General features: G+C 59.1%; 20 protein-coding genes. 8 read left to right on the plus strand and 12 right to left on the minus strand.

Translation table 11 applies throughout. The features are described from left to right. The first annotated feature begins 190 nt into the window (after positions 1-190). The 6 genes from ACNFBR_RS22965 (at position 191) to ACNFBR_RS22990 (ending at position 6,785) form a co-directional block, all read left to right on the plus strand. On the plus strand, positions 191-1,540 hold the full coding sequence (locus tag ACNFBR_RS22965) for an ImmA/IrrE family metallo-endopeptidase (protein ID WP_416736929.1): 1,350 nt from the start codon (positions 191-193) through the stop codon (positions 1,538-1,540). Between the two features lie 143 nt (positions 1,541-1,683). Beyond that, positions 1,684-2,313 carry a hypothetical protein gene (locus ACNFBR_RS22970; protein WP_416736930.1) on the plus strand — a complete coding sequence of 210 codons (630 nt, stop codon included), beginning with the start codon at positions 1,684-1,686 and terminating at the stop codon, positions 2,311-2,313. Between the two features lie 590 nt (positions 2,314-2,903). Beyond that, positions 2,904-3,737, plus strand: coding sequence for an ABC transporter substrate-binding protein (locus ACNFBR_RS22975; RefSeq protein ID WP_416736931.1), 834 nt, complete (start codon positions 2,904-2,906; stop codon positions 3,735-3,737). Between the two features lie 15 nt (positions 3,738-3,752). Further along, a complete protein-coding gene (locus tag ACNFBR_RS22980) occupies positions 3,753-5,252 on the plus strand; it encodes an amino acid ABC transporter permease/ATP-binding protein (RefSeq protein ID WP_416736932.1) in 1,500 nt (499 codons plus the stop codon). Further along, positions 5,249-5,920: a GntR family transcriptional regulator gene (locus ACNFBR_RS22985; RefSeq protein ID WP_416736933.1), complete on the plus strand. Its 672-nt coding sequence runs from the start codon at positions 5,249-5,251 to the stop codon at positions 5,918-5,920. Before ACNFBR_RS22980 ends, ACNFBR_RS22985 begins: the two co-directional genes overlap by 4 nt. 16 nt (positions 5,921-5,936) lie before the next feature. Further along, positions 5,937-6,785, plus strand: coding sequence for an urea carboxylase-associated family protein (locus ACNFBR_RS22990; protein ID WP_416736934.1), 849 nt, complete (start codon positions 5,937-5,939; stop codon positions 6,783-6,785). A 191-nt stretch (positions 6,786-6,976) separates the two neighbouring features. Here ACNFBR_RS22990 and ACNFBR_RS22995 read toward each other — a convergent pair whose 3' ends face one another. The 7 genes from ACNFBR_RS22995 to ACNFBR_RS23025 all read right to left on the minus strand — a co-directional run bounded on the left by ACNFBR_RS22995 (position 6,977) and on the right by ACNFBR_RS23025 (position 13,514). After that, positions 6,977-8,230: a Zn-dependent hydrolase gene (locus ACNFBR_RS22995; RefSeq protein ID WP_416736935.1), complete on the minus strand. Its 1,254-nt coding sequence runs from the start codon at positions 8,228-8,230 to the stop codon at positions 6,977-6,979. Beyond that, complete coding sequence (locus ACNFBR_RS23000) at positions 8,227-8,712, minus strand: L-2-amino-thiazoline-4-carboxylic acid hydrolase (RefSeq protein WP_416736936.1); 486 nt, start codon at positions 8,710-8,712, stop codon at positions 8,227-8,229. The genes ACNFBR_RS22995 and ACNFBR_RS23000 overlap by 4 nt, the downstream gene beginning before the upstream one ends. A gap of 61 nt (positions 8,713-8,773) precedes the next feature. Continuing rightward, entirely contained in the window at positions 8,774-9,904 is a 1,131-nt protein-coding gene (locus ACNFBR_RS23005; protein WP_416736994.1) for a branched-chain amino acid ABC transporter substrate-binding protein, read from the minus strand. Positions 9,905-9,987: 83 nt separating this feature from the next. Beyond that, positions 9,988-10,704 (minus strand): ABC transporter ATP-binding protein, encoded by a 717-nt coding sequence (locus tag ACNFBR_RS23010; protein WP_416736937.1) that lies wholly within the window; start codon positions 10,702-10,704, stop codon positions 9,988-9,990. Continuing rightward, on the minus strand, positions 10,697-11,470 hold the full coding sequence (locus ACNFBR_RS23015; protein ID WP_416736938.1) for an ABC transporter ATP-binding protein: 774 nt from the start codon (positions 11,468-11,470) through the stop codon (positions 10,697-10,699). Before ACNFBR_RS23015 ends, ACNFBR_RS23010 begins: the two co-directional genes overlap by 8 nt. After that, positions 11,467-12,567, minus strand: coding sequence for an ABC transporter permease subunit (locus ACNFBR_RS23020; RefSeq protein ID WP_416736939.1), 1,101 nt, complete (start codon positions 12,565-12,567; stop codon positions 11,467-11,469). The genes ACNFBR_RS23015 and ACNFBR_RS23020 overlap by 4 nt, the downstream gene beginning before the upstream one ends. Beyond that, positions 12,564-13,514 (minus strand): branched-chain amino acid ABC transporter permease, encoded by a 951-nt coding sequence (locus ACNFBR_RS23025; RefSeq protein WP_416736940.1) that lies wholly within the window; start codon positions 13,512-13,514, stop codon positions 12,564-12,566. Before ACNFBR_RS23025 ends, ACNFBR_RS23020 begins: the two co-directional genes overlap by 4 nt. Positions 13,515-13,683: 169 nt before the next feature. Here ACNFBR_RS23025 and ACNFBR_RS23030 point away from each other — a divergent pair, with 169 nt between their 5' ends. Continuing rightward, complete coding sequence (locus tag ACNFBR_RS23030) at positions 13,684-14,574, plus strand: LysR substrate-binding domain-containing protein (RefSeq protein WP_416736941.1); 891 nt, start codon at positions 13,684-13,686, stop codon at positions 14,572-14,574. Positions 14,575-14,709: 135 nt separating this feature from the next. Further along, positions 14,710-15,843 (plus strand): aminotransferase class V-fold PLP-dependent enzyme, encoded by a 1,134-nt coding sequence (locus ACNFBR_RS23035; RefSeq protein ID WP_416736942.1) that lies wholly within the window; start codon positions 14,710-14,712, stop codon positions 15,841-15,843. A 268-nt stretch (positions 15,844-16,111) separates the two neighbouring features. Here ACNFBR_RS23035 and ACNFBR_RS23040 read toward each other — a convergent pair whose 3' ends face one another. The 5 genes from ACNFBR_RS23040 to ACNFBR_RS23060 form a co-directional block, all read right to left on the minus strand. After that, on the minus strand, positions 16,112-16,621 hold the full coding sequence (locus ACNFBR_RS23040; protein ID WP_416736943.1) for a GrpB family protein: 510 nt from the start codon (positions 16,619-16,621) through the stop codon (positions 16,112-16,114). A 350-nt stretch (positions 16,622-16,971) separates the two neighbouring features. Then, positions 16,972-18,321 (minus strand): DUF1329 domain-containing protein, encoded by a 1,350-nt coding sequence (locus ACNFBR_RS23045; protein ID WP_416736944.1) that lies wholly within the window; start codon positions 18,319-18,321, stop codon positions 16,972-16,974. Next, positions 18,321-20,153, minus strand: a complete 1,833-nt coding sequence (locus ACNFBR_RS23050; protein ID WP_416736945.1) for a DUF1302 domain-containing protein — start codon at positions 20,151-20,153, stop codon at positions 18,321-18,323. The genes ACNFBR_RS23045 and ACNFBR_RS23050 overlap by 1 nt, the downstream gene beginning before the upstream one ends. 86 nt (positions 20,154-20,239) lie before the next feature. Then, a complete protein-coding gene (locus tag ACNFBR_RS23055; protein WP_416736946.1) occupies positions 20,240-21,580 on the minus strand; it encodes an MFS transporter in 1,341 nt (446 codons plus the stop codon). Positions 21,581-21,635: 55 nt separating this feature from the next. Further along, on the minus strand, positions 21,636-22,376 hold the full coding sequence (locus tag ACNFBR_RS23060; RefSeq protein ID WP_416736947.1) for a carboxymuconolactone decarboxylase family protein: 741 nt from the start codon (positions 22,374-22,376) through the stop codon (positions 21,636-21,638). Positions 22,377-22,397: the final 21 nt, after the last annotated feature.

Consider the following 22,397-nt stretch of genomic DNA (forward strand, 5'->3'; position numbering starts at 1 on the left):
CATTTCGATAGCCAAACATCACATCGCCCACAGATTCCGGGGTCGGGGCATCGCATCGCCCGGCTGATCCGGCCAGCTGACCTGTGTCAGCCCCCTTCCCTCCCATCCCTCTCAAAGCAGCGCTTGGATGAGTCATGGCTTTTCGCTATTGTGCTTGAGCTAATGCGCTGGAGTAGGCCTGCAGAGCCAAATGACGTCCCTAGAAACCCCGAAACTCAGCACCTATCACAAAGGTGATCTCTTTGAGCAGAAGGTGTTCGAGTACCTGAGCCGTGAGCTTGAGGCCGGGAACCTCTTCTTCGCTCCTCAGTTCACCACCATTCAACGCAAACCTAAGTACTTCTCTCGAGAGCGAGAGGACTACATCGTGTTCGATATCTCCATCGAGGTGACGCTTCCAGGGTTTAATAACCCTTCTGTGATCATGCTGGTTGAGTGCAAGAACTACGGCAGCACCATACCGATCAATGACGTCGAGGAGTTCAGCTCCAAGATTGGACAGGTCACCGGCCATAACGCCAAAGGCATGTTTGTCGCCGCGAGCGCATTCCAGGCGAGTGCCCTGAATTTCGCCAGGAACAAAGGCATGGCGGTAGTTCGATACCTCGACGAGGGAAATTTCACCTGGGAACTCTCGCGCTCCCTGCTCATGGGTGCTGTGAGCGCATCTGAACGCAGGAGCACTGAAATCCTGAACGCGCTCATCGCCCCCTCGTTCCAGCCTGCAATCTACACCACCTACGCCGCCACTCCTCGGGGTTACACGAATTCATTGGCAGGTGTTTTCCAATGCCTTTTTTCTGAGTTTGGCAAGGAAGTCACAGGCTATCGGCAGCTAATTCAGCGTAAACCTGCGACTAGGCAAACGGTCGCGTTCCTCTCCTTACAGCAGATTGAGGAAAGGGCAACAGAGGTACTACAGCTCACTGGCTACACCAGTGGTCATGTTGATCTGGGGAAGATAATTGACCATGAGCGCACACGCAGCGGGCTGGAGGTGATTTTCAGCGGGCCATCGAGATCTGCCCTGGGTGGCATCTCATTCTCACCTACGGAGATCCAGATTTTCACAGACGACAAGGATGCGCCGCTCGCCCGGTTCACCTTGGCTCACGAGTTAGGCCATTACTACCTGGGTCACGGTGCTTATCTGAAACGGGAGCGGCTGCATGCGAGCGATATGGAACAGCACGATAGCGTCCGAATACCTAGAACCGACGTGGAGCGACTGGAGTGGCAGGCCAATGCATTCGCTTCGTTTCTCTTGATGCCAACCATGAGGCTACTCGAACGGCTCGCGTTACTCGCAGTGGTTTACAACATCCACAACCGAGGACACGGCCTCCTCTACCTCGACCACCAGCCTGTGAATTACCGAAGCTTCCGACTGGTTTCAGACAATCTGAGCCATCACTTCCACGTATCAAAAACAGCCATTCGTCTTCGCTTGAGCCGTTTGGGGCTATTGGTCGACGCCCGAACGTCAAACAGACCACCTCCCGGCCTACCGCAGATTGCTAGCCAAAGACAAGAGTGGTAGTCTCCGTGCCAAGGTGCTCGGTAGGTGCCGGCAGTCCACACCAGCGAAGCTTTAGCACTATCGTGACAGTTGAAACACCCAACCTGACTCTCATCAGGTTGCCTCGTAGTGGACGCCAGGCCAGCCCTTTGCAGAGCTGAAAAATGCAAATTACCTACAGCCACATCAAGCAAGTCAAACGCCTCGCCAAAGAGCTCAAGCAAACTAACCCCACGCTCAAGTTAAGTCAGCGCCAAGACATCGCAGCAGTCCAGGTACTGGGCGTCAGGAGTTACCACGAAGCCACTCGCCGGTATGACCAATGGCTGATGCTCCATGTGCACATCTCACCTGACCGTAATGGTGCGAGCAAATGCACATTCTGCGACTTCACCTTTGCAGCCGATCTCAAAGAAGATCGTGATGCTCACCGCGAAGTACACGAGAAGCTGCATGAAGCAGGTGAAGCTCTAGGCTATTTCCCGGGCAACTTCTTGCAGCGTGAAAAAATGAAGTCTGAGGGTAGGAAGCAGGCGCTCTCCAGTGAAAGCCTAGAGACCCGCATCGAAGGTGTCCTGCTGGCACTGCGTGGGTGGTTCGATCGCTCCCTCACCAATGCGATCCATGGCGAGTACTGGCGCAAGCACCCATCGTTCGAGCTCTACGTGTCCATGATCCTGGATACACTGAGCCATCTGTACGCAGAGCTCATACCGGTGTTGAAAGCCAGGTATGGATACCGCCCGGGCGAAATTAGCCCAAGTAAAAGCAACTGGTATCCGAAGTCCCGTTAAGCCTCTGAACTGGCCTCACCGTGATGGTGAGGCCTGTCCATCAGCGTAACTCAATGCATTCTGCGCCGCGCCTAACCTTCACATGTCTGCCAGCCAGTAGGTGGCTACATCCGAATATGACGACGGGACAAGATGATTTTTCAGCGCGCTATCGTTATGGCGCGAGCTTGGCATTGTCCACGTAAAGCTTGTATTTGCTTCATAGGCCACTCCTGCATGGTCATCCCCGGCGACCTCGATATTGATCGTGTGATCAAAGTCCAGCCATGGTGTGGCTCAAATCTGGCTCTCTGCTCTCGAAGCAACTGCCCCTCAATCAATGTCAGTCGGTTTTGGTCAGGGGGGATGAAAGCGGACGAAGGAAACACAACCACCCTGCCCTGACTGCCAATTACGTCAATTCGCCGTGTATGAATGCCCAATTTCATCAAAGCGGCGCACCAAAACCTGCACATAGTGGAAACCGGCGCCCCATTGTTGACCAACAGGCGCTATCCGTAGAGGCAATTTCACCTCGCGACATCGATTGGCACGGCATTTGATTAACACTCCAGCACAGATTGTTGAACAATCATCCCTGGAGCGACCCCATGTCCAAAGCAATCGCATTCCACATCGCCCTAGCCTTCTGTGCTGTGCAAGCACAGGCCGCTGAAAGCACTCTTCAGCCCAACCACCTCTCAATTGGCTCGGATCTAACCTACCCCCCCTATACCTACCTGGCCCAAGGCAAACCCGCAGGCTTTGATCCGGAGTTCATGACGCTTCTCAGCAAGCAGCTAAAACTGACCCCGCAGTTTCAAGACACGCGCTTTGCCAACCTGGTGATGGGTGTCAACGCTCGCCGCTTCGATGTAGTGGCATCGGCCCTTTATGTAACACCTGAGCGCGCCGCCCAAGTGGACTTCCTGCCATACCTGAAAAGTGGTGCGTCGCTGATGATCCGCACCGGCGACAGTTTCCACCCCCAGCGGCCGGAAGACCTTTGCGGGAAGCGCATCGGTTCCATCAAAGGGGGCTCGTGGATTCCCAAATTGATGGCCCTGTCCGAAAGCTACTGCCAAGCCAATGGCCTCCCTCCGATTGATTCACGTGAATTCCCAACTTCGCCGGAGGCTGCCCAGGCATTACTGGCCAAAGCCGTAGACGTTCAGTTCGAAGACGCAGCCGTAGCTTCGATTACGGCTGACAAGCTGAAGGGTCGCATCGCAATCAGCTCTCAAGCGTTGATCTACCCAGTGGTGATCGGCCTGGCCGTACGCAAGGGTAATGAGTCGCTGCTTGGTGAGCTGCAGCAAGGGTTGGCTGCCATGAAAGCCAGCGGTGAGTACCAGGCCTTGCTCAGTCGCTACAACCTTGCCGAACCAAGCCCGGCGGAAGTCGCCAAAGCCCTCGGACAACCCCCTCAAGCGGCTGCTCAGTGATCCGGAGTGACAAGTATGCAATTCGATTGGCATTACACCGCGAGCCTGCTGGTCAACAGTGACTTCTGGAAGGCAGTCGGCACGGTAGTCGAACTGAGTGTTGAAACCTGGCTGGCTGGCATTGCACTAGGCTTCCTCCTGGCGCTGGCTCGCCAGTCGCGCAATGGCGCCCTCAGCCGGGCCGCGGCAGCGTACATCTGGTTCTTCCGCAGCCTGCCGCTGTTGGTACTGCTGATATTCGTCTACAACCTGCCCCAGGTTTTCCCGAATACCAGCATTCTGCTTTCAAACCCCTACGCGGCTGGGCTGATCGCATTGGTACTGAGCGAAGCAGCCTACATTGCCGAGATTCATCGCGGCGGACTCATGGCGGTTGCCAAGGGCCAGCACGAAGCGAGCAAAGCGCTGGGCATTGGCTATACCGGCACCCAACGGCTGATCGTAATCCCCCAGGCGCTGAGGGTGGCGTTACCAACACTGGCCAACGAGTACATCACCATCGTGAAGCTGACCTCGCTGGTCTCGGTGATCTCGCTGTCGGAGATTCTTTTGGTGGGCCAGCAGCTCTACACACAGAACTTCCTGGTGATGGAGACAATGTTGGCGGTGGCCTTCTACTACGTGCTGATTGTCACGGTGTTCAGTTACCTGCTCAAGCGACTGGAGCGTCACTTGGACGTGAGCCAGCGCAAACCTCGCGTCGTACCGGACAGCAAGGCCAACCCGCCCGTATCACCACCACCGCAGCGACAAGGCGAGTACGCGTTGCAGGTGCTCGGTGCTCGTAAGCATTACGGCGAACTCGAAGTGCTGAAAGGCATCGACCTGGACATCCGCTTTGGTGAGGTAGTGTCGATCATCGGCCCTTCCGGCTCAGGCAAAACCACGCTGATCCGCACGATGAATGGCCTGGAAGCCCTGGATCGCGGTCACGTCGAGCTTTGCGGCGCCCCCTTCCTGCGCGGCCACCAAGAGCACGGTGGCAGCTTGTCCAACCGCCTGCATCTGGAAGGCATCGTCCAGGTCGGCATGGTATTCCAAGGGTTCAACTTGTTCCCCCACAAAACCGTGTTGGACAACGTGATGCTCGCGCCTTGCCACCACGGGCATGGCAGCAACGCAGAATTGGAGGCCTTGGGCCTCTCGCTATTGGCCAAGGTGGGCCTTCGCGACCACGCCGGCAAGTACCCACACCAGCTCTCCGGTGGACAGCAGCAACGTGTCGCTATTGCCCGAGCCTTGGCTATGCGGCCACGCGTGATGCTATTCGACGAACCCACCTCCGCACTCGATCCTGAGCTGGTGGGTGATGTCCTGAAAGTCATCGAAGACTTGGCCCGCGAAGGTATGACCATGGTCATCGTGACTCACGAAATGAAGTTCGCTTTCCAGGTATCCGACCGCGTCGTGTTCATGGAACGGGGCCAGATCGTGCAAGCCGGGGCGCCTCGCGACTTGCTGGATAACCGCAGCGAACGGATGGGCCGCTTCCTGAAGGATGTGCAACTGGCATGAACAGCAAACTCCCTGCAACACCGGCATTGTCCCTGGCCGACCAAGTAGCCTGCGAGCTACGCGAAGACATCATCGGCGGGCGCCTGCTGTCCGGCATGGCGCTGGTAGAAGCGGAGCTCACGAGCCGCTACAACGCTTCACGCAACACCGTACGCGAGGCCCTTCACCAGCTCGGTCACGAGGGACTGACCACTTACGTGCGCAATAAAGGTGTGATGGTTCGCCGCCTGGGCCTGGCCGAAGTGCGCGACCTGTTCCTGGTGCGTCGCACCCTTGAGGTACAAGCTATTTTGGGCAGCAAGCCGCTGCGCGAGTACCAATCTGATTCGATGCTCGACGCCATCGAGGCGGCAGAACTGGCCCGGGACCGCGAGGACTGGCAAGCGTTCGGCACGCACAGCCTGCGCTTTCACCAGCACATCGTCGGGCTGTTGCGCAGCCCTTTGCTGGACGCCTTCTTTACCAATATCGCTGCGCAAATGCGCCTCGTATTCGCAGTAGCGCCCAACGAAGAAAACTTCCAGCGACCGTGGCTCGAGCGCGATCGCGAAATCCACGACTTGCTCGCGGATGGCCGGCGTAATGATGCCGCCGAGGCCATGACCCGTTATCTGGACGACTCCGAGCACGAACTGCTCGATCTGTTCAGTCGTCCTTCCCGTTCCTGAAACCGGAGACTCCCCCATGTACAAGGACTACCCCGCCGCCTACCAGGTCAGCAAAGGTGCCGCCCTGCAGGTTGACAAACCCTTCTACGACCGCATCCGAGAAAGCAAGGATGGCCGCACACTGGTCGAATCCTTCGAAGTGCCGATCCGTACTGGACGTGCGTGGAAGGTTCCCGCCGGCCATGTGTTCCGCGTTACTACCCCGGTGGGTCCGCAGGTGGGCGATTTCAACATCTGGAACGCCAACGATCCGCGCGAACGCCTGTGGGCGGCCCGCACCCGCCAGCTGCAAGGCGCTCACGTGTCTACCTACGATCGGCTTTGGTCCAACCTGCCATTCCTGCGGCCGCTGGTGACCATCACTGACGACAGCCTGGCCAGTTATGGCATCGATGAACATGGCGGCCGCCTGCATGACCTGCTTGGCACCCGCTGCGACCCCTACGTCAACAAGATGCTCACCGGCGAAGACTTTCATCACCACTGCCATTCCAACCTCACCCGCGCCGTACTGCCTCACGGCTTGACTGAGTTCGACGTGCACGATGTGTTGAACATCTTCCAATGCACAGGCCTGAACCACGACGACATGTATTTCATGAAGGCCTGTCCCGCGCAGCAAGGTGACTACCTGGAATTCTTCGCCGAGATTGACGTGCTTTGCGCGCTCTCGACCTGCCCAGGGGGCGACCTCTCCCTGCCAATGTGGGGCCCCGACGCACAGGACCCCCTTACTGTATGTCGTCCACTGGGTGTAGAGATCTATCGACTGGAAAGCGAGCTGCTCGAGGGTTGGCATTCGCCGCAGCGAGCTAGCTACAACGGATTGCACGGCCTGGCCATTGGTAAAGCCGAATGGGAGTGACAGGTTCGCTCCATGAAATGAGCGCCTTCATCAGGTCAGCATGATCTAGAAATCGTCGATGCGAATGGAAAGCCTGGGTACCATGCCCAGGCCGTTCAGGCGAAAAAGCCAGCGGCACGGATGTCGCTGGCGGCTAGCTGTATCGCCATCCCGGCTAACCACAGCCCTGTCCGTTCACGAGTAAAACTGGCTCACCGGCACTCATCGCTCACTTCGTTTGCCTTTGCCAGCAATGCTCCAAGCAATACGTTGGCACCGGCTTCGCACCAATGAGGGTGGCTGTGCTCGGCCTCGTTATGGCTCAGACCGTCTACGCATGGGATAAAAATCATGGCTGTTGGTGCAACGCGATTGAGGTAGCAAGCATCATGCCCGGCACCCGAGATAATGCGCCTCTGTGAGTAGCCATGGATTGCTGCAGCCTGAGCAACCTTACTGATGCAATCCTCGTCGAAGGCGATCGGCGAGTACTGGAAAATCCGACGGACTTCCTGACCCAAGCCAATACCACTGGCAATGGCCTCCACGCCTTCACGGAGCTTGGTTTCCAAGTCTTCAAGCGCTGCTTCATCTGGGTGGCGAAACTCCACACTGAAGAGCGCTCGGCCTGGCACAACGTTGCGTGAATTGGGATAGAGATTCGCCCAGCCTACCGTGGCTCGCCCCTCCTCCCCTTGTTCAAGTCCGAGCTGATTGACGAGCTCCATGACCCTAGCCATTCCCAGCCCCGCATCGAGCCTGTGGCTCATCGGCGTGGTGCCTGCATGAGCACTACGACCGGTAAACTCCACTTCGAACCAGCGTTGGCCCTGAGCTCCGGTTACCACACCGATGTCAATCCCAGCCGCTTCCAGGATCGGGCCCTGCTCAATATGCAGCTCAAACGCCGCATGGATACGCAGCCCTCCAACTGGGTGCGGGCCGGCATAGCCGATCTCCTGCAAGGCTTGGCCAATGGAAATGCCCTGCGCATCCAGGCGAGAAAGCCCATACTCCAAGTCATAAACCCCAGCAAAAACGCCTGAAGCGATCATTGCCGGCGCGAAACGAGAACCCTCTTCGTTCGTCCAGTTCACAATCTCGATCGGGCGCCCGGTCTGGATGTCCAGGTCGTTAAGGGTTCGCAATACCTCGATTCCCGCGAGTACGCCGTAAATGCCGTCGAACTTTCCTCCCGCCGGCTGGGAATCTCCATGGGAACCCGTTATCACCGCCGGAAGGTCATCGCGCAGACCGGGGCGACGGGCAAAGATGTTGCCCATCGCATCCACGCGTACAGTGCACCCAGCCTCCCGGGCCCAACGTACGAACAGATCGCGGCCTTGTCGATCAAGCTCAGTCAGGGCAAGCCGGCTAACGCCGCCAGCCGGAGTCGCCCCAATCTGGGCCATTTCCATCAACGAGCCCCAGAGCCGATCCGCGTTGATCCTCGGCACTTGGCTCATGATTGTTTTTCCTTGAGCCGATAACGGAAGTCACAACGCGCCGCACCGCCCATGATGGTTGTCGTACGCTCAAGGCTGACGTTGGGATCGTAACCCACGATGAAGACTTCATCACGGTTGCAAGACAGCAGATGACCGATCTCGCCAAGGCCCATCTCCTGGTACATCTCGGCGTAGCGGCATCGGTGAACATCGTAGTCGTATCGCGTGGCGTCACTGGCGATGACCTCGACCTTCAGCGCGTCGTCCTTTTCCCACAGTTCCTGCAATGCCACGAACCCTTCAAGGCTTGGGCCCTCAGGTTCGCGAGCCGCAAACTGACGACCTGCAGCGATCGCGGCCCCCGAAACAGCCTCGCCGATGACGGCCTGCGCCTGCTCTTTGCCGTAGTCCCGCACCAGGATTTCGTAAATGGGTTTGATAATCTCGGCTTCGATACGCCGGCGGGCAAGTATGCCCAGCTCACCTTCGATTGCGCTCATGGTCTTGTCCTCTAATCACGGTCTAGCGGGCTCTGCTGGCAGAAGCCCGCCAAGGTTTCAGTCAGGGCTTGCCGCCAGCAACGCTGACGGGCTGCCACTTGTTTTCCTTCACCTGGTAGACGGTGAAGGTTGGGTTTTTCAAGTTGCCTTCGGTATCGAAACTAATGGTGCCTGTTACCCCTTGAAACGCACTCGCGCGAAGAACGGGCAGGTAACGCTCCGGATCTGTGGAGTCAGCTTTCTCCAAAGCTGCAATCAGTACACCGACGCCGTCGTAGGCGAATGGCGCGTGCAGTTCGATGGGCGCTTTGAAGCGATCCTGATACGCCTTGGCAAAGGCCCTGCCACCTGGCATCTGGTCGATCGCAAGACCTGGCTCAAGCGCGGTGACACCCTCGCCTTCTTTTTGTGCAAGGGTAAGGAAGGTTTGGCTGACAAAACCGCCCGCGCCCATCAGGGTCGCTTTGATGCCCAGTTGCTTCATACGTCGCGCCAACGGGGCAGCTTGCGCATCGACGCCACCAAAAAAGATCAGGTCGGGGTTCTTGGCCCGAATGCTGGTCAGCACAGCACTGAAGTCTGCGGTCTTGTCGTCAACATACTCACGGGCGATGACCTTGCTGCCATCCGCCTCGACAGACTTGATGAATTGGTCGGCAAGCCCCTGACCAAACGCCGTACGGTCGTCGATGACGGCGATCCTATGTGCCTTGAGCGTTTGAAGCGCATAGTGCCCAGCAACCTGGCCGCCATCATCGTCATGCCCCATGATTCGGAAGCTGGTGTCAAAGCCCTGCTGCGCGTAGGCGTGCCCGGTGGCCACCGGTGCGACCTGGGCAATCCCCGCTTCGTTGTAGACCCGAGCGGCTGGAATGCTGGTACCGGTATTCCAATGGCCGACGACGCCTGCGTCGACTAGGCGCTGCGCAACGCTGACTGCAGTCCTGGGGTCGGACTGGTCGTCCTCTGCGATCAACTTGTAGGTAATGGCTTCGCCGGCAATTTTGGGATGGCGTGCATTGGCTGCATCAATGGCCAATTGCGCACCATTTTCCAGATCCTTGCCGATACGGGCGGATGGGCCGGTGAGCGGAGCTGCAAGACCGATCAGCACTTGCTGGTCGGCATAGGCATTTGTGCTGCCGATTGCGACAAGCAGCACACTTGCCAGGGTGGTACGTTTGAAGGGCATGAACATGTAAATGGATCCTTGTAATAGGCGGCAAGACTCGCCTTGGCGGTAGACACACGCCGGTGGCCCGGTAGCGCTGGAGTTCAATCACCCAAGTACGCAGCGCGTACCTTTGGGTCATCGAGAAGGTCGTGTGATTGCCCACTGAGCGTTATCAAACCGCTGTCGAGCACGTAGGCGCGCTCGGTCACCTGTAATGCCAAGCGAGCGTTCTGCTCCACCAGCAGCAGCGTGATACCGCGTTTGCACACCTGGGCAATGGCTTCGAAAATACGATCGACCATGATCGGTGCCAGCCCCATCGAGGGCTCGTCCAGTATCAACAGGCGTGGCTTGGAAAGTAGCGCTCTGCCAAGGGCAAGCATTTGCTGCTCACCACCAGACAGCAGTCCAGCGGGCTGCTTGAAGCGACGTTTCAAATGAGGGAACCAGTCCACAATCTCTTCGACCTGCTGAGCCACTGCCGTGTGATCACTGCGCAGGTAGGCCCCCGCGAGCAGGTTCTCTTCGACACTCATGCGGGCGAATACCCCTCGGCCCTCGGGCACCATCACCAGGCCTTGAGCGATTCGCTGATGTGCCGGTACGCCGTGAAGGGATCGCCCGGCAAACAGGATCTCGCCCTCACTCGCCGCGATCAGTCCCGTCAGGGCGCGCAATGTCGATGTCTTTCCGGCACCATTGGCGCCAATCAGCGTCACGTGCTCGCCAGCGTTCACATACAAGTCAAGCGATTTGACTGCACGGATAGCGCCGTACTGTACGCCGAGATTACGGATGTCCAACAACGGTTCATTCATGAGCGCCCGCTCCAAGATAGGCCTCTATCACAGCCCGATCCTGTCGAATCTGCTGCGGGCTGCCACGGGCGATCACGCGGCCGTGGTCGAGTACGGTGAGTCGGTCGCAAAGCCCCATCACAAGCTTGACGTCATGTTCGATGAGCAGCAGCGAGCGCCCATCGGCACGAATGCGATCGAGCAATGCTCGCAGTTGCTGTTTCTCGACGGCGTTCATGCCGGCTGCCGGCTCGTCCAGCGCCAGTACCCGGGGTTCGGTGGCGAGGGCTCTGGCGATCTCCAGTCGCCGTTGATGGCCGTAGGACAACGTGTCGGCGCGTCGATCCGCGAGCTCGCCGATACCGACGTAGCGCAAAAGCTCAAGAGCGGTCTGGCGAGTGTGCTGCTCTTCTTCGCGAGCACGTCGATGGCGGCTCAAGGCAGCCCAAACGCCATTAGAGGTACGTACATGACGACCGACCATGACGTTCTCCAGCGCTGTCATGCTTGCGAACAGGCGGATGTTCTGGAAGGTGCGAGCAATGCCGACCTGCGCGACTCGATGCACCGCATCAGGCTTGTAAGGCTGACCATCGAGGCTGAAGGTGCCGGCGTCAGCTTGATAAAGGCCGGTCATGACATTGAAGAGTGTGGTTTTGCCTGCGCCATTCGGCCCGATAAGACCGTGCACCTCGCCAGGTTCGAGATATAGGCTCACGTCATCCAGGGCATGCACACCACCGAAGCGCTTGACCACGCCTTCAACCTTCAACAGTTGGCCAGTCATCGCTGGATCTCCTTCTGGGCAGGCCATAAGCCGGCCGGGCGATAGAGCATCACCAGAATCAACGCCAAGCCATAGAACAACTGACGAACGATCTCGGGATCGACCAGCACCTGGCCAAACAGCCAATGCTGCAAGCTTCCCATGCTGGCCCGCAAAACCTCTGGTAACGCTGCAAGCAACAGGCAGCCCAGAACGACACCCGGGATATGCCCCATTCCCCCCAGAACCACCATGGCAAGTACCGCGACAGACTCGTTGAGGGTGAACGATTCAGGTGACACGAACCCTTGGAACGAAGCGAACATCGCACCTGCGATCCCGCCGAAACTGGCGCCTATGGCGAAGGCGAGCAGCTTCAACTTGCGCGTGTCCAAGCCCATGGCCTCGGCTGCGTCTTCATCATCCCGGATCGCCATCCATGCTCGACCGATGCGGGAATGCTGCAGGCGCAGGCAAGCCAGGAGAATCAGTACAGCCAGGGCAGCGAAAAGGTAGTAATAGAGGTAAACCGAGGTCACCTTGAGGCCGAATACCTCGTGAGTACGCGCCAGGTTGAGCCCGAACAGGTGAACCGGGTCGACCGAGGCGATGCCTTTGGAGCCATTTGTAATGTTCACCGGGCGATCAAGGTTTCGCAGGATGATGCGAATGATCTCGCCAAAGCCAAGCGTGACGATTGCCAGATAGTCGCCGCGCAGTCGCAATGTCGGAGCACCCAGCAGCATCCCAAGTCCGGCGGCCAGCAAGGCAGCCAGCGGCACCACTACCCATATCGAAGCATGAAGCCCCGCAGGTAGTAACGCAGCCAAGGCTGGGAACTGCGTAAGCAGATGCGGCGACGCGAGCAAAGCGGCGAGATAGGCACCCAGTGCGTAAAAGGCAATGAAGCCCAGGTCCAGCAACCCGGCATAACCGACGACGATGTTCAGCCCCAGCGCAAGCATCAGGTACAAAAGCGCGAAATCGAGCATACGCACCCACGCATTACCGCCTGCATGACCGACCACCCAGGGCGCTACAAGCACGGCAATGGCGAACAACGCGACACCGAAGCGGGCCCGGATGACAGGTTGAGTAAACGTGATCGCCAGGCTCATGCGCGCACCGCCAGCCGCTCACCGAGCAGGCCCGAAGGACGAAGCACCAGGACGGCAATCAACACGAGGAACGCGAAGACGTCCTGGTAATTGCTGCCAAAGACGCCATTAGTCCATTCCCCCAGGTAACCAGTACCCAAAGCCTCGATCAGGCCTAGAAGCAGCCCACCCAACATGGCCCCTTGAAGGTTGCCAATTCCACCCAGTACCGCTGCAGTGAACGCTTTGAGCCCAGGCAAGAATCCCATGTAGAAATGAGCGCTGCCGTAGTTGCTGGCCATCATCACGCCGGCCAAGGCTGCCAGCGCACCACCGATGGCGAACGTCATGGCTACCACCGCATTAGGGTTGATGCCCATAAGGCTTGCAACCTGAGGGTTCTCGGAAACGGCCCGCATCGCCCTTCCCAATCGCGTCCGGTTAACCAGCAGCAGCAAACCGATCATGACCAGGAAAGCGACGGCGATGGTGGCCAGTGCGGTGGCGTTGGTAATTGCAGGGGCGTGAGTGGCATCGCCAGCAGTCAGCTCGATGGGTGTCATCGGCAAGAGCTGGGGGAAGACTTGTGGATTGCGAGTCCATACCAACATCGCCAGCGTCTGCAGAAGCAATGAAACGCCGATGCCGCTGATTAGCGGTGCTAGACGTGGCGCGTTTCGCAGCCGCCGGTAAGCGATGCGTTCGATGAATAACGCGAGCAGTCCGCTACCGGCCATTGCAATGACGATTGCCCCCAGCAGAACCCCTTCGAGGGGCAGTGTGGGAAATGCTGCTTGCAAACCATGAATAGCCGACAGGCCGATCAGTGTACCGACCATCAGGACGTCGCCATGGGCGAAATTGATGATGCGCAGGATGCCGTAGACCATGGTGTATCCCAGGGCTATCAGCGCATACAGGCTGCCCGACAGCATGCCGTTGAGCAGTTGTTGAATGAAGAGTTCCATGAAGCTGGCAGACCTGGACAGATGAGAAATGGCAGGCCGCGAACCTTATGAAATTATTCTAATTTAATCAAATATCTTAATTTCATATCCTTATAAGTCGACAGAAAACGCTTGTTTTCGGCCATAAATTGCGTTTTCCTAGCATAAACACTAAAAATGAACTCAACACATGAATTTATTAGAACAATTGGCCAGCGATCCTCCTCTTCGGGCTGTTCGAACTTTCGAAGCATTTGCCAGGCACGGAGGAGTGACCGCAGCCGCGCGCGAACTGAATGTGTCCGCTTCTGCGGTCAGCCATCAGTTGCATCTGTTGGAAGCGTTTCTAGGTCAGGCGTTGACGGTGCGCCAAGGGCGCAATTTGATCCTCACCGAACACGGGCGGGAGTATTACCGAGCCATCCGCTCTGCATTTGCCGTACTGCGCAGTGCCACGGATCATGTCCGAGAGCAGAACGCCATGCGCCAGGTGACGATTAGCCTGATCCCCACCTTTGGCCTGAACCTGTTCATTCCTCAGCTGAATGACTTCCTGAATGACAACCCCGGCGTCGATGTAAACGTCACTTATGCCAACCACCGTAGCTACCCCAGCGATGCAGCTGACATTTCCATTCGCTTCGGGACAGGTCACTGGTCGGGCTACCACAGCGAGCCGCTCATTCCCGGAGCCGTGACGGCCTGGGCAACCCCTTCGCTGATCAAGCGCTACGGGCCTCTTGATAACCCGCAAGCACTTGCCCGCGTTCCCCTGCTGCATGATGAGGAGCGAAGTACGTGGTCACAGTGGCTTCAAGCGAACGAGGTGCGGCACCCGGCTGCGCTGCAAGGTCTATTGTTCGAAGATGGACAGCTGACCATGGCGGCAGCATTGCAGGGGTTAGGGTGTGCTTTGCTGCGAGAACCACTGATTGCCGATGCAAGAGATAGCGGGGAGCTCGTAAAACTCTTTGATTACGCGTTGGACGATGGGCGTGCCTACTATTTATGCCGTCGCACCGATGGTGAGCTATCACGCGAGGGCCTGAATCTCTACAACTGGATCAGGATGAGGTTCTGACTGCAGCGCGACGTCATGGCTAATAACCTGGACGAGGCCGCAGAAAATCAGCCGAAAGCGATAGCGCTACGAACCGCCAAGGCCATTCAACAGGACAGGCCATAGCAATAGCATCTCTGCCAAAGGAGTCACCGCATGTCAAAGCTCTATCCCAGTATTGATCCTGAAGGGCTGATCGAGTACTCGGTGGTCTACACCGACCGCTCGCTCAACCACATGTCGCAGGCATTTCAAGGCGTGATGAGGAACATTTCCACGACCCTGAAACAGGTCTATAACGCCCAGGCTGTTGCGGTAGTACCGGGCAGCGGTACGTTCGGCATGGAATCGGTAGCGCGACAGTTTGCCACCGGCCAGCAATGCCTGGTGATCCGCAACGGCTGGTTCAGCTATCGCTGGAGCCAGATACTTGAGATGGGCAACATCCCGGCGGCGACCACGGTGCTGAAAGCCCGACCGGTCGATACGGGCCGCCAGGCAGCCTACGCGCCCGCGCCTCTGGACGAAGTGCTGGCGGCCATCGAGGCGCACAAACCACAGATTGTCTTCGCCCCCCACGTCGAAACCTCGTCAGGGATCCTCCTGCCCGACGAGTACCTGCGAGCCGTCGGGGACGCCGTGCATGCGGTGGGCGGGCTGTTCGTACTGGACTGCATTGCCTCAGGCGCGCTATGGGTTGATATGCAAAAGTGCGCAGTCGACCTGCTGATCAGCGCACCGCAAAAAGGCTGGAGCGCCTCCCCTTGCTGCGCCCTGGTGATGCTCAGTGCTTTAGCCCTCGAGCGCATTGAGCAGACCCAAAGCAGCAGCTTTGCCTGCGACCTGAAAAAGTGGCTTCAGATCATGCAGGCCTACGAACAGGGCGGACATGCTTACCATGCGACCATGCCCAGTGATGCCCTCGCTCGCTTCAACGACGTGATGAACGAGATGCGAGCCTACGGTTTCGACAAGCTCCGCGACGAACAACAGGCGCTGGGCACTCGCGTGCGCGCCATGTTGACCGGCAGAGGCATCAAGAGCGTGGCCGCAGCCAAGTTCCAGGCCCCAGGCGTAGTGGTGAGCTACACCGAAGATGGCGAGATCAAGAACGGTAGGAAGTTTGCCGAGCACGGGCTGCAGATAGCCGCCGGAGTGCCGTTGCAATGTGACGAACCGGCTGATTTCCAAACCTTCCGCATCGGTTTGTTCGGGCTGGAAAAACTGCACAATATCGAGCGCACGGTCAGCATCCTTGAACAGGCGCTGGACGAAGTGATGGTGAACTAAACCCTTCCTCTGGCTACGGCTGGCCGCTTTGGGTCGAAAGCGGTCAGTCGTGAGCGACCGCTTTCGACCCAAAGCAGACGCTGAAAAAACTGATGTCATAGTGCTATGCGCACTCTGTGGGAGCGGGCGTGCCCGCGAACACCGGCGCAGCCGGTGCCAGTCTACGCGTTTGATTCTTCGCGGGCGCGCCCGCTCCCACAAAGGTTGCTGTTCGGCTCACTGGCAGCTTTGGGTCGAATGCGGCGTTCTCTCGCGGCCCAACGATCATTCAAGGATGGATACCGGCGTTGATGAGCGCGGCAATAATGAATGGTCCCTTTTTCTCCAGATATTCAGCCATTCCACCAGTATTGCTCGACTCTAACTGAAGCTTCAGCGCTTCATACTGCTGGCGGATCGAGGCATCGCGCCTGAGCAAATCTCTGAACCCGATCATCTGAGTGATCGCAATGTGGTCGCGGGCACAAACGTGGAGCTTGTGCGTGCGAATCCCATCCACATTGCGTCGGTAGAAATAATGCCCTTCCGATAGGTCACTTCCTCGAACATACCCCAAATCCTTCAACACCTGGTCTCGCGCCGAGACATTGCAATGATCGCGGACCTCGATGAGTACATCGATCTCGGGCTTCGCCGCGAGACCTGGAACAGAGGTGCTTCCAACGTGGTGTATGGCAATCAGCTCATCGCCAAAGGCCGAAGCGATGAGTGACTTGTCTGCCAGAAATCGGAGGGGCCATGCGGGGTTGTAGGGAGTGATCTTGCTTGTCAGTGCCATGTCCGTTCCTTGATGGCAAATACTTGAAGTGGCGAATTATCTCCGGTCTTGCAGGTTGACGGGACGATCAGCACTGAAAAATCACGTCGGAATTCATCCAGGCGTTGTCGCACCTTTCCCATTAACGCTCAACCGAAATATCAGCGGCTCGCAGCCAATCTCCGCTTTGGGTCGATTGCGGCTACTCGGGTCCGGCAGCTCTCGATCCATAGCGGACATTGTGCAGAGAGGGTACTTCGAGGGACCCGCACAGCTTTAGCGTGTCCGGCGACTCTAGAGTTCAAGAAAAAAAACCGCTGCCGAAGCAGCGGAAAAAGGTCACGCCGATGTACGGGAGGCTGCTTGATGAGTTACTTACCGTAGCGCCGCAATGCACCCGGGCTGTAGAAGTCCTTGCTGGCGGTCAGGTTGAACACCATCTTCTTCTGGTATTCGTTGGTCATGAAGTTAGTGGTGTAGCGGCCGGATATCAGATCGTAGGTCGCATCCATTGCCGGGAAAGGGGCATCTACGTCCGGCAATTGCATCGGGTAGTTCTCGTAGATGCGCCATAGCTCGCCACGGCTGTCATACATCTCTGAGGACGCGATCTGCCAGGTGTCCTCGTCGATATAGAAGCGCCGTTTCCCATAGACATGCCGGGTGCCGGGTTTGAGAGTCGCCTCCACCACCCAAACGCGATGCTTCTCATAGCGCACGTATTGCGGGTCTATGGAGCCTGCCTTGAGGATGTCGGCGTATTTCAGCGATTTGCTAGCCAGTTTGTAACTGTTGTAGGGAATAAGGCGTTCCTGCTTGCCCAACAGCTTCCAGTCGTAGCGGTCCGGAGCGCCGTTGAAGCCACCCACACCATCGCTGGTCAGCTGACCATAGCTGTAGCGGGCACTGGAGTCATAGGCCACTGTCGGTGCACGGCGAACACGGCGCTGGCCGGGGATGTACTGCCACGCATCGCGCACAGCGGCCACCTGATTGATCGGGTCGTGCACCAACGTGATCTCGCCAGCCACCCGCGATGGGCTCAAGGCGCGAATCAGGCTGTAGTACAGGACGTTATCATCGGGCTGCAGGTCGCTCAAAGCGTTGCGCCAGTGTACCGACTGGGCGTAGGTGATCAGGTTCGAAGTGCCGTTGGCCTCGACGGTAGCCGAGGCCATCTCGCGTTCCAGCGAATTACCGACATAACGCGCCAGATGGTTCCAGATGATTTCCAGCGGCTCGGTCGGCATAGGGAATGGCACGCCCGAACTGTAGCCATTCAGCCCGTAGCCCTGATCAGCCAGCGTGACGGTGCCGACATTGGTTCTGGTCGCCTGGTTGACGGTCTCTGGCATCCGCGCAGTACGCTGAGTTGGGTAGACGTTCATCCGGTACTCGGGGTAGCGCTTGAGCATCGCCGCCTGCCCCGGCGTAAGCAGCGCTTGATACTGCGCGGCATTGGTGGAGGTAATGACCACGATCGGCTGCTGCGTGGCGAACGGATCGGGGTAGTCGCCATTGGCCGATGCCGCCACGCTGCCTGGCTTCAATCCACCGTCCCAGGCAGGAATGCTGCCATCGGAATTGGCGGCGCGTTCACCGCCCATGGGGTTGAGCGGGCCGTCCAGCTTGCCGGCATCGGTTTGCTTGGCAAAGGATGGCGCCTGCACGGCGACCAGGAGCAGCATCACCAGAGGCAGTTTTTTCAGGGTGTTTTGCATCAGAAGCTCACCTTTAGGTTGACCGACGCGAAGTCACGATCGTCGAGGGTGGTGAAGTCGTTCGAGCCGAAGAAGTCGTTGTAGGCAAACTCCAACGAGTAGTCGTTGCGGTACTCGAACAGCAGGGATAGGCCGACGGCCTTCTGTCCTTCCTGGAAGTTGGGGCCATAACCGTTCACGTCATGGCGGAAATTGATGCTCGGGGTGATCACCGTCGACGGCAGCAGCCCTTCGTAGCTCAGTGCACCACGCAGGCGGTAGCCCCAGGACCAGTCGGTGAAGAAGCCGCGGTTTGCATTGCAGTTCTTTTCGTTGAGCGCCAGGACCTGCCCGCTGGTGAGGTTGGCAGTACCTGGCGTGATGCACGCTGTTGCTGGCTGAGCCGGGTCGAAGCCGGCGGTAGTGAGTTCGCTGCGGCCATAGGCGCCGCTGCGACCGAAACGCTCGTCGCCAAGGTCGCCAATGTGATTGACGGCCCCCTCCGCCGCCCAGGCGAAACGCTGCGCACCGAGCAGGTTGGGAATGGTGTCGGTGACGCCGAGGGAAAACTGGTACACCGGTATGCGTTTGTACCCTTCGACCGGCGCGCCGAAAGCCGGCGCCACCCCTGGCGCGGTGAAAGGTGTGTTGGGGCTGCGCAGCAGGAACTGCACCAGGTCGTTGCCGTTGAAGCCCAGCGGCTGGTTGGGCCGGTAACTCAGTTCGCCGAATACCGCGGCGCCGGCGACCACGCCATTCAGGCTCACGCCATACAGGCGGATGTCTTCGGGGTAGACCGAGTTGTAGCTGGCGGTCTTGAAGTTTGCCAGGCCCGCCTGGCCTACAGCACTGCCGTTGAACGACGAGAAACGGCTGTGGTAGTTGGCGTAGTACAGGCCCAGCTCGGCATCGTTCAGGCCTTCGAGCAGCTTGCGCAGGGCGAAGCCGTACTGGCCAGTGTCGCTGGCCCACTCGGTCTGCCCGCGGGGGATATACGTGCCGCTGCGCAGGGCATTGGCAGTGGTGCGGTCGCCGCTGACGGCGGCGATGATCGGCCCGCACCCCTCGGGGGCAAAGTCAGCGGATTGGAAGAACGTGCCACAACCGTCCAGCACCGAGGCGCGGAAGTTGAACTGGTAGAAGCCCTCCAGACTCAAGGTGTCGCTCAGGCCAAAGTTGAACGACAGCATTTCCACCGGCAACTGCCCTTCCTTCAGTTCCACCCCCGGGCGGTTGAAGGCCGACACGTCCAACGGGTTGATGGCGTTGATGCCGTTCTGGAAGAACAGCGCCTCGCCCCAGGTCAACACCTGCTTGCCAAGCTTCACGTTAAGCGGCTTGCCGCCCAGCTGAAACGCCTTCCACAGGTATGCATCAAGGGTTTCGAAGCCCTGGAAGCGCGCCATATCCGGCCAACCGCTGTCGTCGAATGGCTTGAAATCGCCATCGCGGGTTTCCAGCGCATGGTCGTACCAGTACTTGAAGCGCACGAAAGCGCCCTGACCGCCGTCATTGAGGTCGAACTCGGTCAGCCCCTTGAATACCTGGGAGATCGTATCGTGCTTGCTGAAGTTGAGCCGGCCGTCGTCACCGTTGGTGTCGATACCGCTGCCTGGCTTGCCGATGCTGCGTGCATCCGGGGCGTAGACCAGGTCGGGGTCAGCATTGCGCAGGGCCCAGTTCGAGCCCAGGCTCAGGGTGGTGTTGGTGGTCAATGACCAATCCTCACCCACCTCGAAGGTCGCAGCAAAGACCAGCGGGCTGGAAAATGTCGCCAGCGTGACGCCAGCGGCCAACAGGCTGGGCGCGAAGTGCCCGGACCGGATGAGGGAAATGGCTGTACTGCTCGACATGCAAGTCACCTTCTTCTTGTTTTTAGGGTGAAGCGCTCCCTGCCGAGGCCATCAGGCCCCAGCCGAGAGATGCGTTGTGTGGCGTGTCAGTCGGCTGTGCCGCGCTCGCGCAGCAGTCTTGCGGGGATGCCCAGCAACAGGACCAAGGCGCCGAGAACCAGCAGCCCGGCAATCACGTCAAAGGCCACGAACAGGCTGCCGGTATGGGTCTTGACCGCCCCCACCAGCACCGGTGCGATCATCGCGGCGATGCCGCCCAGGGTGCTGATCAAGGCGATTCCGCCCGCCGCCATCGGGCCGCTCAGGTAGGCCGGCGGAATGGTCCAGAACAACGGCACCGCCGACAGGCAGGCGGCGGCGCCCAGGCTCATGAACAGCAGCGACAGCACCAGGTTGCCCTGGAACAGCCCCAGCAGCAGGAAGCACGCAGCGCCGGTGAACAGGGTCAGAGCCAGGTGCCAGCGGCGTTCCAGGTGGCGGTCCGAACTGCGCCCCAGCAGGTACATGGCGACCAGGGCGATGCAGTACGGCAGGCTACTGACCAGACCGATGCGCCCGAGGTCGCTCAGGCCCAGGCTCTGGATCAGGCTGGGCATCCAGTAGGCCACGGTGTTGGTGCCCGAATAGATGCAAAAGAACACCAGGCCCGCCATCAGCACCCGCGGGTCGCGCAGCAGGTGGCGAAACGAGGCATGCGATCCGCCGGCACCGACTTGCTCACTGGCCAGCTGGGCCTGGACGATGGCTTTCTCGCGCGCACTGAGCCAGTTGACCCCTTGCGGCTTGTCGTCCAGCCAGAACCAGGCGAAAAGACCGAGCAGCACCGCTGGGACGCCTTCGATCACGAACAGCGCCTGCCAGTCGCGCAGCCCGGCCCAGCCGTGGAAATGAGTCATGATCCAGCCCGCCAGCGGCCCGCTAACAATCCCGGCAAAAATCCCCGCCATGATGAACACCGAGGTGATCCGCCCCCGGCGCGAAGCCGGGAACCAGTAGGTCAGGTACAAAATCACCCCAGGGAAGAACCCGGCTTCGGCAACCCCCAGCAGGAAGCGCGCGATGTACAGCCCGGTGGCGGAACCGACCAGGCTGGTGCCGATGGTCACCAGCCCCCACAGCACCATGATGCGCATGATGGTCAGGCGTGCGCCGACCCGCTGCATATACAAATTGCTAGGCACCTCGAACAGCAGGTAGCCGACGAAGAATGCCGCGGCGCCAAACCCATAGGCAGCGTCGGACAGCGCAAGATCTTCGGCCATGCGCAGCTTGGCGAAGGAGATGTTGATGCGGTCGATCGAGTTGATCATGTAGGCAAGGAACAGGAACGGCAGCAGGCGCCAGGTGATCTTGCGATAGGTACGCTGCACTTCATCGGTGCCGGCATCGGTCAGCAATGGCCGGCCGGGTTCATACACGCTGTTCATGGTCTCTCCTCTAGCGACGGGCGCACTGGGCAAGTTCTTGTTGTTATCGATACGCTTAGCGCCCGGCGGCCTGGGCTTCAAGTGCCTCGTCGAGCATCGGCACACCCAGCTCGCAGGCCTCGATGCCTTGCAGGCTGACGATTTTCAGCACCTCCAGCACCTGCTCGCGGGTCGCCCCCAGGGCCAGTGCCGCCTCGATGTGCCGGCGGGTGCCGTGGCCATACAGGTGAGTGATCGCGGCATCGCCGGCGATGCACAGAAACTCGATCCACAGCGGTGGCAGGATGCCGTCCTTCCACAGGCCAAAACCCATGCCGAGGAATCTCTCGAGGTAGGCCGGATCCCACTGGTACAGCGTTTCCCACAGAGGGTTGAACATGCCGTTGGCGCGCACCGCGTCGCAAACCGGCGTCGGCCCCGGGGTGACCGGCAGGTCCTCGATGCCGGCTTCGGCCAGCGCTTCGGCCAGCAGCGGCACACCCAGCGCGCAGGCATGAATGCCCACCACGCTGGCCAACTTGAACACTTCCAGGATCTCTGCCCGGGTGGCGCCCAGGCGCAGCGCGTCACGCACATGGCGGCGCACGCCCGGCGCGTACAAGTGGGTAGCGGTGACGTCGATGTTCAGGCGAATCAGGGCCACCAGCTTGGGGTCGAGGACGGCATTGACCTGGCTCTGCTGGACCAGGTCCATGAAGCGCTCGGTCCAGGGCGCGTCCCACTCGGCCAGACGGTCCAGGTTTTCATCGATCAGCCCGGCCGCACGCACGGCGTTGAAATTCGGGGTATCGCTCATAGTCGTTCTCGCATCGATTGG

The sequence above is a fragment of the Pseudomonas sp. NY11955 genome (genome assembly GCF_048068035.1).
In the GTDB taxonomy this organism is placed as follows: Bacteria; Pseudomonadota; Gammaproteobacteria; order Pseudomonadales; family Pseudomonadaceae; genus Aquipseudomonas.